The organism is Streptomyces sp. NPDC059989 (assembly GCF_042736975.1).
Classification (GTDB): domain Bacteria; phylum Actinomycetota; class Actinomycetes; order Streptomycetales; family Streptomycetaceae; genus Streptomyces.
In genome coordinates this window covers 19153-31388 of record NZ_JBHWUO010000068.1, presented here as the reverse complement: position 1 = coordinate 31388, position 12236 = coordinate 19153, and the positions used below count along the sequence as shown (strand labels likewise).

10 protein-coding genes are annotated in these 12236 nt (G+C 70.8%); all 10 read right to left on the bottom strand.

Annotated elements, in window-relative coordinates; genetic code table 11:
• A partial coding sequence (locus ACFWBN_RS35630; protein ID WP_385184531.1) for a hypothetical protein occupies positions 1 to 201 on the bottom strand: 201 nt, incomplete at its 3' end.
• A 235-nt stretch (positions 202 to 436) separates the two neighbouring features.
• Positions 437 to 1216 (bottom strand): TIGR03936 family radical SAM-associated protein, encoded by a 780-nt coding sequence (locus ACFWBN_RS35625; protein ID WP_385184529.1) that lies wholly within the window; start codon positions 1214 to 1216, stop codon positions 437 to 439.
• Between the two features lie 111 nt (positions 1217 to 1327).
• Positions 1328 to 2131: a hypothetical protein gene (locus tag ACFWBN_RS35620; protein ID WP_385184525.1), complete on the bottom strand. Its 804-nt coding sequence runs from the start codon at positions 2129 to 2131 to the stop codon at positions 1328 to 1330.
• 63 nt (positions 2132 to 2194) lie between these two features.
• Positions 2195 to 4120: a TIGR03960 family B12-binding radical SAM protein gene (locus ACFWBN_RS35615; RefSeq protein ID WP_385184522.1), complete on the bottom strand. Its 1926-nt coding sequence runs from the start codon at positions 4118 to 4120 to the stop codon at positions 2195 to 2197.
• A gap of 72 nt (positions 4121 to 4192) precedes the next feature.
• Positions 4193 to 5728: a CHAD domain-containing protein gene (locus ACFWBN_RS35610; protein WP_385184519.1), complete on the bottom strand. Its 1536-nt coding sequence runs from the start codon at positions 5726 to 5728 to the stop codon at positions 4193 to 4195.
• 49 nt (positions 5729 to 5777) lie between these two features.
• Positions 5778 to 6977: a rod shape-determining protein RodA gene (rodA, locus tag ACFWBN_RS35605; protein WP_385184517.1), complete on the bottom strand. Its 1200-nt coding sequence runs from the start codon at positions 6975 to 6977 to the stop codon at positions 5778 to 5780.
• 15 nt (positions 6978 to 6992) lie between these two features.
• Positions 6993 to 9170 carry a penicillin-binding protein 2 gene (mrdA, locus tag ACFWBN_RS35600; RefSeq protein ID WP_385184514.1) on the bottom strand — a complete coding sequence of 726 codons (2178 nt, stop codon included), beginning with the start codon at positions 9168 to 9170 and terminating at the stop codon, positions 6993 to 6995.
• 12 nt (positions 9171 to 9182) lie between these two features.
• A complete protein-coding gene (gene mreD, locus ACFWBN_RS35595; RefSeq protein WP_385184511.1) occupies positions 9183 to 9890 on the bottom strand; it encodes a rod shape-determining protein MreD in 708 nt (235 codons plus the stop codon).
• Positions 9891 to 9903: 13 nt separating this feature from the next.
• Complete coding sequence (gene mreC / locus ACFWBN_RS35590; RefSeq protein WP_385184508.1) at positions 9904 to 10851, bottom strand: rod shape-determining protein MreC; 948 nt, start codon at positions 10849 to 10851, stop codon at positions 9904 to 9906.
• A gap of 130 nt (positions 10852 to 10981) precedes the next feature.
• Positions 10982 to 12001, bottom strand: a complete 1020-nt coding sequence (locus ACFWBN_RS35585) for a rod shape-determining protein (protein ID WP_008738981.1) — start codon at positions 11999 to 12001, stop codon at positions 10982 to 10984.
• Between the last annotated feature and the right edge of the window lie 235 nt (positions 12002 to 12236).

Below are 12236 nucleotides of genomic sequence, written 5' to 3'. Positions count from 1 at the left end.
GCGGGGACGAGCGGGGGCGGCCGCCGGGGCGGCCTCCTCCACGGGGGCGGCCGGGGCGGCCTCGGTCACCGCGGCGGTCTCGGCGGCGGTGGCACCGGGCGGGCCGGCGGGCCGGGAAGCGGCGCGGCGACGCCTGCGCGGGGGCAGGTTGTCACTCGGGCTGTTGTTGTCGGCGGTGGTGTCGTTTTCGATGTTGGGCATTGCGGGCGGTTCTCCCGTCACGCTCCCGGGCGCCGCGGCTGACATCCGGTCCGGCTCGGCTCCGCGTAATGAGCGCGGAGCCGGCCTCCGGGGCGCGTTCGCCACACGGGAGCTGTAGTCCATGGCCGCCGGTTCCGTACGTGTTGTCCGTACGGCCTGGCGGAAGTCTTCAGGTCTGTGCGCTGCCCGACCCAGGTGGCTCCCGAGTGCCAGGGCGGCGCGACGACGACGATCCCTACGCGGCGGGACCTTCCGGCGCCTTCGCGTCGGCGGCTACGGCGGCCGTGGGTGGGGCGGCCGTGACAGCCTCGCGGTCGGGCGCGAGCGGGTCGGTCACCGTGCCGGACTCCTCGTCGAAGAGCCCCTGCGCCAGCCTGGTCACCGCTGAGGGGACCGGCGGCGCCAGGTCGGCCACAGCTCGGAGACCGGACAGGACGTCGTCGGGTCGCACGGCAGGTGTCAGATGCCGAACAACCAGGCGCAGTATCGCACAGGCATTGTCCAGAGGCCTATCAGCCGGGGCGGGAAGGGCCTCCAGACTGACGACGGCGCCGCGGGTGTCGAAGGTCCGCATTCCGTTCTTGGTGCGGCGCTGGACCTCCACGGTCTCGGCGGCGAGGAAGGCCGTCACGGCCCGCTCGGCCTCGGCGGGCTCCACGCCGTCCAGGCGCAGCTCCCACACGGAGGCGGTCAGCCGGTCCGCGAGGCCCGAGGTGCGGGCCTCGACGGCGTCGATGATGTCGAGCCCGGTCGGCATCGACTCGTCGAGCAGCTCGCGCAGCTTCTCGGGGTCGCGGGTCTCGGCGAGGCCGATCTCCAGGTATTCGGCCTCGCTGCCGGTCCCGGTCGGGGCGGCGTTCGCGTACGAGACGCGGGGGTGCGGGGTGAAGCCGGCCGAGTACGCCATGGGCACCTCGGCGCGGCGCAGGGCGCGCTCGAAGGCGCGCTGGAAGTCGCGGTGGCTGGTGAACCGGAGGCGGCCGCGCTTGGTGTAGCGCAGTCGGATGCGCTGCACCACCGGTGCGGGAGGCGGGCCTTCGGGCTGTCGCTTGCCCAGTGGTTCTTCTCCTTGTGCGGGGCTCCGCGGCTCGCGCGTCGCCCTGAGGTCTTCTCGACCCGCTCCGGCTCACCCCTGCCTTTCGCGCAGGGAGATCTCGGCAGCGGGTGCCGCGTCGGCGGCTGTCGTACTACCCAGAGTACGCGCCCGTGACCTCACCGGTTCCCGGGGAGGAGTACCGAACAGCGCCCGGCTGACCTCGGCCCGGACCTCCCGGACGGTGTCGCGGACCGTCCGCCACACCGCGCGCACGAGGTGCCCGACCGGTGTCAGCACGTACCGGTACACCTGCGAGAGGGGCCACCCGACCAGGACCCAGCCGACCCACTTGAACCCCCGCCACAGCGCACCGGTGATCACCCCGGCCACGTGCCAGGCCCAGGCGACGGCCCGCCCGAGCGGGGTGAGCACGTACCGGTGGAGCGGCAGCAGCAGGTAGCGGTACGCCGCCTCGGCCAGCCACACCAGGGCCCGCCCGACCGGCACGAGCACGTATCGCCAGGTCAGCAGCGCCAAGGGCAGGATCAGGTAGGTGTACAGCGCCCGGCCGAGGGGGGCGAGGAGGTACGCGTACAGCCACGACCCCACCGGCAGCAGCAGGTACCGCCACAGCCCGGTCCACGGCCACACGAAGACCAGCTTGAGCAGGGTGGCCACCACCCAGCCGACGGCGCGCGCCACCGGTTCCAGCACGTACGTCCACAGCGGTACCAGCACGTACCGCGCCAGCCCGCGCCCGAGGGCTGCGAGCAGGTCCCAGACCACCCGTACGGGCAGCACGATCAGCACCGCCACGATCTTCACGGGGATCCGGACGGCCTCGACCAGGCAGCCTTCGCCCTGCGGTACGTGGTGCGGCTTCTCGAGTTCCATGAACGTACAGACACACGAGAGGCCCCCCGCCGTTGCGGCGGGGGGCCTCTCGATACTCACGCGTTACTTGACGACCGACAGCGGCAGGAGCTTCTTGCCCGTCGGGCCGATCTGGATCTCGGTCTGCATCTGCGGGCAGACGCCGCAGTCGAAGCACGGGGTCCAGCGGCAGTCCTCGACCTCGGTCTCGTCGAGGGCGTCCTGCCAGTCCTCCCAGAGCCAGTCCTTGTCGAGGCCGGAGTCCAGGTGGTCCCAGGGCAGGACCTCCTCGTAGGTGCGCTCGCGCGTCGTGTACCAGGCCACGTCCACGCCGTAGGCGGGCAGCGTCTTCTGCGCCGCCTCCATCCAGCGGTCGTAGCTGAAGTGCTCGCGCCAGCCGTCGAAGCGGCCGCCCGACTCGTACACGGCGCGGATGACGTCGCCGATGCGGCGGTCGCCGCGCGAGAGCAGGCCCTCGACGACGCCCGGCTTGCCGTCGTGGTAGCGGAAGCCGATGGAGCGGCCGTACTTCTTGTCGCCGCGGAGCTTGTCACGGAGCTTGCCCAGACGGGCGTCCGTCTCCTCGGCCGACAGCTGCGGGGCCCACTGGAAGGGGGTGTGCGGCTTGGGGACGAAGCCGCCGATCGAGACGGTGCAGCGGATGTCGTTCTGGCCCGAGACCTCGCGGCCCTTGGCGATGACGTTGACCGCCATGTCGCCGATCTGGAGCACGTCCTCGTCGGTCTCGGTCGGCAGGCCGACCATGAAGTACAGCTTCACCTGGCGCCAGCCGTTGCCGTACGCCGTGGAGACCGTCCGGATCAGGTCCTCTTCGGAGACCATCTTGTTGATGACCTTGCGCATGCGCTCGGAGCCGCCCTCGGGGGCGAAGGTCAGGCCGGAGCGGCGCCCGTTGCGGGTCAGCTCGTTGGCCAGGTCCACGTTGAAGGCGTCCACGCGGGTCGACGGCAGGGACAGGCCCACCTTGTCGTCCGTGTACCGGTCGGCGAGGCCCTTGGCGATGTCGGCGATCTCGGTGTGGTCCGCCGAGGAGAGGGAGAGGAGACCGACCTCTTCGAAGCCCGTGGCCTTCAGGCCGCGCTCCACCATCTCGCCGATGCCGGTGATGCTTCGCTCCCGCACGGGGCGCGTGATCATGCCGGCCTGGCAGAAACGGCAGCCGCGGGTGCAGCCGCGGAAGATCTCCACCGACATCCGCTCGTGGACGGTCTCGGCGAGCGGGACCAGCGGCTGCTTGGGGTAGGGCCATTCGTCGAGGTCCATGACGGTGTGCTTGGACACGCGCCACGGCACGCCGGAGCGGTTCGGGACGACGCGGCCGATGCGGCCGTCCGGCAGGTACTCGACGTCGTAGAAGCCCGGGACGTAGATGTTGCCGGTCTTCGCGAGGCGCAGGAGGACCTCCTCGCGCCCGCCCGGACGGCCCTCGGCCTTCCAGGCGCGGATGATCTCGGTCATGTCGAGGACGGCCTGCTCGCCGTCGCCGATGACCGCCGCGTCGATGAAGTCCGCGATCGGCTCCGGGTTGAAGGCGGCGTGGCCGCCCGCCAGGACGATCGGGTGGTCGACCGTACGGTCCTTGGACTCCAGCGGGATGCCCGCCAGGTCCAGGGCCGTGAGCATGTTCGTGTAGCCCAGCTCCGTGGAGAAGGACAGGCCGAACACGTCGAAGGCCGACACGGGGCGGTGGCTGTCCACGGTGAACTGCGGGACCTTGTGCTCGCGCATGAGCGCTTCCAGGTCCGGCCACACCGAGTACGTGCGCTCCGCCAGCACGCCCTCGCGCTCGTTCAGCACCTCGTAGAGGATCATGACGCCCTGGTTGGGCAGGCCCACCTCGTACGCGTCCGGGTACATGAGCGCCCAGCGGACGTCGCACGACTCCCACGGCTTCACGGTGGAGTTGAGCTCACCACCGACGTACTGGATGGGCTTCTGCACATGCGGGAGCAGAGCTTCGAGCTGTGGGAAGACCGACTCGGACATCACGCGACTTTCGTGAAGCGGGCAGGGGGCGACTCTCAAGCGTACCCCGAGGCACAGCCGCCCCCACCCGCATGATCATCCGAGGGCGGCCCGCAGCCCGGGGGCCGAGGCCTCGGCCCAGATGTCCGGAAGCTCCCGCTCCCGCCGCTCGGCCAGGGCTTCCTCGCGGGCGTAGAGCACGCCCCAGGTGAAGGCCGACTCCCCCGCGCCCGCCGCCTGGACCGCGAGGCCGCGCAGGGCCTCGCGGGCGACCACGCTGTCCTGGTGGTCGCCGAGCAGGGTCTGGACCGACTTCATCGCCTTGGCCAGGCGCTTCGCCGGCTTTCCGAGGGCGGGCGCGGCGGCCTCCGCCGCGTAGCGGGCGCGCTTGGCGGCCTTGCGGGCCTCGTGCAGGGCGAGATCGCGTTCCTCGCCCGGGGCGAGGTCCAGTGCGCCGCCGACCCGGCCGGCGAGGCGCTCGAAGTCGCGCAGGACCGCCTTGGGCAGGACGTCCTCCGCGGGACGGGCGGCGGCCTCCAGCAGCGGCGGGTTCTCCAGGAGGGCGTCGAGGGAGTCCAGGAGGGCGAGGTGGCGGGCGGTGTCCAGGACGGCCAGGGCCCGGCGCCGCGATCCGGAGCGGCGGGCGGTGTTCCAGGTCCGCAGCCGGCTGCGGACCGGGCCGAGCAGCAGGGTGCGCGGCAGTTCGCCGAGGTGGGTCTGGATCCGCTCCAGCAGGACCTCCTGGTCGCGGTCGACGCCGAGTTCGGCGGCGAGCAGCTTCAGCTCCTCGCCGATGGGGTCGGTGGCGGCGCGGTCCAGCACCTTGCGGTAGGTCTTGAAGGCGCTGCGCATCCGGCGGCTCGCCACCCGCATCTGGTGCACGGAGTCCGGCAGGCCGCGGCGCACGGCCGGGTCCAGGGCGACCAGGGCGTCGCGCTGTTCGCGCAGGTACGCCAGGACGTGCGCGCCCGCCGTGCCGTCGCCCGGATCGGGCGCGGGCCGGGCCGGGGGCGCGGTGCCGGTCTCGGTCAGGGCGCGGGCGAGCTTCGAGGGGGCGTCGGAGACCCGCAGCCCGGCCTTGCGGAAGGTCTTCTCGACCGCGTCGAGCAGGGCGGGGTCGACCCCGTCGGCCAGTTCCACCTCGACCTCGGTCCAGGCGGCGGCGTCCTCGCCGCGCTCGGCCCGGACCGTGTCGGTGGACAGCTCCGCGAGCAGGGCCCCGTCGGCGTCGAGGAGGTGGCTGACCCGGCGCGAGGAGACCAGCCTGACCTGGGGTTCGAGCCCGGTGCCGCGCACCCGGGAGCGGACGAGGGCGGCCAGCGAGGGCGGGAGGCTGTCGCTGAGCTCGGCCGCGATCTCGTCGCGCACGCCCGGGGAGACGGGGAGTTTCAGGTGCCAGCCGGCGTCCGCCCCGCCGGTTCTGCGCCGCAGGGTGAGACCGTCGGCGGCGAGCCGCTGGTCGGGGGTGTCGTAGTAGACGGCGTCGAGGTCGACCGTGCCCTGGTCGGAGACGGCCGCGATCGCGGCCGTGCCCGTCAGGTCCGGCACCCCGCGCCGGGCGCGTTTGCCCTGCTTCTCAGGGGCTCGCGTGAACTCGAATTTCCGCTCGATCTCGCGCTTCGTGTCCGCCATAGACCGAACTTAGTCCTGAACGGATCACGGCGGCAGGGTGAACGGCGGATTAGGCCGACAAGGGCCGCTGCACCTTGATCGACTGCAACAGCCCGATGGCCACCCACACGGCGAACATCGACGAGCCCCCGTACGAGACGAAGGGCAGCGGCAGCCCGGCCACCGGCATGATCCCGAGGGTCATCCCGATGTTCTCGAAGGACTGGAAGGCGAACCAGGCGATGATCCCGGCGCACACGATCGTCCCGTACAGCTCCGTGGTCTCGCGGGCGATCATGCAGGCCCGCCACAGGATGACGGCCAGCAGGAAGAGGATCAGCCCGGCCCCGAGGAAGCCCAGCTCCTCCCCCGCCACGGTGAAGACGAAGTCGGTCTGCTGCTCCGGCACGAACTGGCCGGTGGTCTGCGAGCCCTTGAAGAGCCCGGAGCCGGTGAGCCCGCCGGAGCCGATCGCGATGCGCGCCTGGTTGGTGTTGTAGCCGACGCCCGCGGGGTCGAGCTCGGGGTTGGCGAAGGCCGCGAAGCGGTTGATCTGGTACTCGTCGAGGACGCCGAGCTGCCAGATCAGGATGGCCCCGCCGGCGCCCGAGCCGATCAGGCCGAGCACCCAGCGGTTGGAGGCGCCGGAGGCCAGCAGCACGCCGAGGACGATCACGACCATGACCATGACGGAGCCCAGGTCGGGCATCAGCATGACGATGCCCATCGGGGCGGCCGCCAGGCACAGCGCCTTGACGACCGTGCGGTGGTCGGGATGGGTGAGGTCGCCCGCGTCCACCCGGGTGGCCAGCAGCATCGCCATGACCAGGATGATCGTGATCTTCACGAACTCGGAGGGCTGGAGGGAGAATCCGCCGCCGATCACGATCCACGCGTGGGCGCCGTTGATGGTGGCGCCGAGCGGGGTGAGCACGGCGAGGATGAGCACGAGCGAGAGCCCGTAGAGGACCGGCACCGCGCCGCGCAGGGTGCGGTGGCCGAGCCAGACGGTGCCGATCATCAGCACGAGGCCGATGCCGGTGTTCAGGGCGTGCCGGGCGAGGAAGTAGTACGGGTCGCCCTGGTTCAGCTGGGTGCGGTTGCGGGTCGCCGACCACACCAGCAGGGCGCCGAGGAAGGACAGCGCCAGCGCGCTGAGGAGTATCGGCCAGTCGAGCCGGCGCACCACCGAGTCGCGGGCGGTGAGCTTGGCCATCGCTCCGCGCTCGGGCGCGTACCGGGAGACGGAGAACTTGTTCGCGGTCTGCATGTCGTCTTTCGGTCCTCAGTCGTGCTGCGCGGGGCGCTGGGCGGGCGGCCCGGCGAGCGCGGGGACCGGCTCGTCCGGGGACGGCGGCACGTACGGCCGGATCTCGGGGGAGTCGATGGAGCCGTCGGGGTAGATCTTGGGCAGTTTCGTCTCGGGACTCAGCAGCAGGGCCTTCTTCAGGTCCTGCTTGCCTTCCATGTCGAGGCCGTAGATGGCGTTGTACAGGTTGCGGACGGCGGGGCCGGAGGCTCCGGAGCCGGTGCCGCCCTGGGAGATCGTCATGACGATCGTGAAGTCCTTGGTGTAGGTCGCCAGCCAGGAGGTGGTCTGCTTGCCGTAGACCTGGGCGGTGCCGGTCTTCGCGTGCATCGGGATCTTGTCCATCGGCCAGCCGATGAACCGCCAGGCGGCGGTGCCGCCCGGCTCGGCGACCGAGCGCAGGCCCTTGTCTAGGTCGCTGATGGTCTTGGCGTCGATCGGCAGCCTGCCGTGGGCCTGGGGCTTGATCATCTCGGTGTGCTTGCCGTCGGGGCTGATCACGGCCTTGCCGACCGTGGGGTTGTAGAGGGTGCCCCCGTTGCTGATGGCGGAGTAGGCGGTGGCCATCTGGATGGGGGTGACGAGGACGTCGCCCTGGCCGATGGCGAAGTTGATGCTGTCGTAGGCCTTCAGCTGGTTGCCTTCCAGGCAGCTCTCGTACGCGATCTGCTCGACGTAGGTGCCGCCCTTCTTGCCCTGCTTGCACCAGGAGTCCTTGTTGGCCTTCCAGAAGCTCTGCTTCCACCGGCGGTCGGGGATGCGTCCGGTGACCTCGTTGGGCAGGTCGATGTGGGTCTCGGAGCCGAGCCCGAATTCGCGGGCGGTCCGGTAGAACCAGTCGTGGGCGTTCTTGTTGGGCTTGAGGCCGCCGTCGCGCTGCCACTCCTTGTGGCCGAGGGCGTAGAAGACGGTGTTGCAGGAGAACTTGAGGGCGTCGCCGAGGGTGATGGGGCCGTGCCCCTTGGACTCGAAGTTCGCGAAGCTCCGGCCGCCCATGTTGTAGGAGGCACTGCAGTTGTACTTGCCGTCGAAGTCGTAGCCGGCCCGCACGGCCGCGCTCGCCGAGACCACCTTGAAGATGGAGCCCGCGGGGGCCTGGCCCTGGATGGCCCGGTTGAGCAGCGGGTAGTTGGAGTTCTTGCTGGTGAGGTTGGCGTAGTCCTTGCCGGAGATGCCGCCGACCCAGGCGTTGGGGTCGTAGTCGGGCTGGGAGGCCATCGCGACGACGCGGCCGGTCTTGGCCTCCATGACGACGACGGCGCCGGAGTCGGCCTCGTACTTGCGGCCCGTGATGTTGTCGGTCTCGTTGCGGACGACCTTCATCGCCTGCTGGAGCTCGAACTCGGCGACGGCCTGGACCCGGGCGTCGATGCTGGTGACGAGGGTGGAGCCGGCCACGCCCGGGTCGGACTTGGTCTGGCCCATGACCCGGCCGAGGTTGTCGACCTCGTACGAGGTGACCTCCGCCTTGCCGCGCAGCTGCCGGTCATAGGTGCGTTCGATTCCGGAGCGGCCGACCTGGTCGGACCGCAGGTGCGGCGAGTCGGTGTCCTTGGCCTTCTGGATCTCGTCGTCGGTGACCGGCGAGAGGTAGCCGAGCACCTGCGAGGTACGGGCCCCGCCGGGGGCCGGGTAGCGGCGGACGGCAGTGGGCTCCGCGGTGATGCCGGGGAAGTCCTCGGGGCGCTCGCGCAGCTGGAGCGCCTGCTGCGTGGTGGCCTCCATGGTGACCGGGATCGGCTGGTACGGGGAGCCGTTCCAGCAGGGCGCGGGGGTCTGGGAGTCGCAGAGGCGGACCTTCTCGATGACCTCCTTGGGGGTCATGTCCAGGACGCCGGCGAGGCGGGTCATGACGCCCTTGCCCCGGTCCTTCATCTTCATCAGCGCGGTGCGGCTGGCGGAGACGACGAGCCGGGTCTCGTTGTCGGCGAGCGCGACCCCGCGGGCGTCGAGGATCGAGCCGCGCACGGCGGGCTGGACGACCCGCTGGACGTGGTTGCTCTTCGCCTCGTGGTAGTACTCGTCGCCTTGGCGGATCTGGAGGTACCAGAGCCGGCCGCCGAGGGTGAGGAACATCGAGAAGACGAGCACCTGGATCATGATGAGCCGGATCTGCACCCGGGAGGTGCGGCCGGTCTCGGGAATGTTGGTCACGCCTGCTCCTCCCTACAGCTTTTTGACGTTCTTCACGCCCTTGACGGTCTTGACGCCCTTTATGCGCACCGCCTTGTTGGCCCGGGAACGCGCGGTCTTCAGGCGCAGGCCGCCGCGCTGGCTGCCGATGCGCAGCCCGGTGCCGCCGGCCAGCCAGCCGGAGGAGACGTCGGCGGCCTTGTTGGCGGGACCGCCGCCGGCCTCGACGGCCATCGGGTCGTTCTCGGCGCGCCGGGCCAGGGCCATGATGAACGGCACCGTGAAGGGCGCGAGCAGCAGGTCGTAGAGGGTCGCCGTGAACAGCAGCCCGGTCAGCCCCACGTGCCGGGCGGCGGTGTCGCCGACGAGGGCGCCCACGCCCGCGTAGAGCAGGGTGGAGCCGATCGCGGCGGCGACCACGGTGAGCATCGGGCCCCAGGCGGAACGGAACCGCCCGCTGTCGGGGCGGACCAGGCCGGCCACGTAGCCGATGACGCACAGGACGAGCGCGTACCGCCCGGCGGCGTGGTCGGCGGGCGGGGCCAGGTCGGCGAGCAGCCCGGCGGCGAAGCCGATGAGCACGCCGCTGACCGGCCCGTACACGAGTGCGAGGGCGACGACGGTGAGCAGCAGCAGGTCGGGGACGGCGCCGGGCAGTTGGAGCCGGCCCAGGACGGTGACCTGGATGACGAGGGCGACCACGACGAGCGTGGCCGAGAGCAGGATCCGGTTGAAGCGCATGGTCGGTCTGCTCCTACTCGTCGGCCGGCTTGCCGGGCACGCTGGCGGACCCGGACGGGGTGACCGTGACGGTGACCGTCGGGGTGGGCTTGGGGGCCTCGGGCTTGGGCGGCAGGACGGCGTCACGCGGGTCCTCGCGCGGCGGCATCACCACGACGCCGACGATGTCCAGCCGCGAGAAGCCGACGAACGGGCGCACCCAGACGGTACGGGTCAGGTCTCCGCGCGAGGGGTCCACCTTGACCACCTCGCCGATCGGAACGCCCGGCACGAAGGGCTTGTTGCCGCGCGAGCCGAAGGTGACGAGCCGGTCGCCCGGGCTGACCTTGGCCTTGCCGTTGAGCATCTGGACGGACAGGGCGCGGTCGCCCTGGCCGGTGGCGAAGCCGAGTTCGCCGGTCTTCTCCAGACGGGTGCCGACGGTGAAGTCGGGGTCGTTGGCGAGGACGACGGTGGCGGTGTCGGGGCCGACCGTGGAGACCCGGCCGACGAGTCCGTCCCCGTTGAGGACGGTCATGTCGCGCTCGATGCCGTCCTTGCTGCCGGCGTCGATGGTCACGGTCCAGGAGAAGCCCTGGGCCGCTCCTATGGCGATGACCTCGGCGCCCTTGATGCCGTACTGCCCGGCACCGGCCCGCTTGAGCATCTCGTCGAGCTCGCGGATGCGGCTCTGGGTCTGGGCGTCGCTGCCCAGCTTGGCCTTCAGGGCCGCGTTCTCGCGCTCCAGCGTGGCGATCCGGTTGTGGCGCTCACCGGAATCCCGTACCGCCCCTATGGCGTTGGCGACCGGGTCGACCGCGGTCGACACGCCCTTCTCGACCGGCCCGAAGACCGCTGCGGCGGCCTGTCGGGCACCGTCGACCGGCGACTCCTCGCCCGCCCTGATGTCCACCGTGATCAACGCGAACGCGATGGCGATCAGAAGCACCAGGAGCAGCCGGCTTTCTCGTGTGTCCCTCACGTGCGGCGGCCGTGCCTTCCTCGTCGGAATTCTCTTTTGCCTGTATATCAACGATCCGCCGCACGGGCCCGGTAGCACCCGTACGGCGGATCCTTGTGTGTTGTCCTCCGGATGGAGGGATGTGCGCCGGTCAGCGCCGGGGCTGGGCGTCCAGGACCTGCTGGAGGGCCTCGAACTCCTCGACGCACTTGCCGGAGCCGAGCGCCACGGAGTCGAGCGGGTCCTCGGCGATGTGGATCGGCATGCCCGTCTCGCGCCGCAGCCGCTCGTCGAGGCCGCGCAGCAGGGCGCCGCCGCCGGTCAGGACGATGCCGCGGTCCATGATGTCGCCGGAGAGCTCCGGCGGGCACTTGTCGAGGGTGGTCTTGACGGCGTCGACGATGGCGTTGACGGGCTCCTCGATGGCCTTGCGCACCTCGGCGGCCGAGATGACGACCGTCTTGGGCAGGCCGGAGACCAGGTCGCGGCCGCGGATCTCGGTGTGCTCGTCCTTGTCGAGGTCGTACGCCGACCCGATGGTGATCTTGATCTGCTCGGCGGTCCGCTCACCGAGGAGGAGCGAGTACTCCTTCTTGATGTGCTGGATGATCGCGTTGTCGAGCTCGTCGCCGGCCACCCGGATGGACTGTGCCGTGACGATTCCGCCGAGGGAGATGACGGCGACCTCGGTGGTGCCGCCGCCGATGTCCACGACCATGTTGCCGGTGGCCTCGTGGACGGGCAGGCCCGAGCCGATGGCGGCGGCCATGGGCTCCTCGATGATGTGCACCTGGCGGGCGCCGGCCTGCGTGGACGCCTCGATGACGGCGCGGCGCTCCACCCCGGTGATGCCGGAGGGCACGCAGACGACCACGCGCGGGCGGGCCAGGTAGCGGCGCTTGTGGATCTTGAGGATGAAGTACCGGAGCATGCGCTCGGTGATCTCGAAGTCGGCGATCACGCCGTCCTTGAGGGGCCGTACGGCCACGATGTTGCCGGGCGTACGGCCGATCATCTTCTTGGCCTCGGAGCCGACCGCGAGAATTCCGCCGGTGTTCGTGTTGATGGCGACCACGGACGGCTCGTTCAGAACGATTCCCCGGCCCCTCACGTACACCAGCGTGTTGGCGGTCCCGAGGTCGATCGCCATGTCACGGCCGATGAACGACATGTTGTTCCCCTTGTTCCCCATGAGGAGCGTCTGGCCTTCCAGTTGATAGCGGCTGCTGTCAGGTCGGCGAGGTGGGTGTGTGGGTGGAGGCCCCATCGTAGTGCCGCGAGTACGGACACCGCGCGACGGGACTCCGGCAATCCCGCCGGAACGGATACCCGCCCCCTAGTGGTGACGTCGTGTCCTGCCCAGGCGTTCCCGCTCGTGGCCGGAAATACCAAGGGGCGACCGAAAT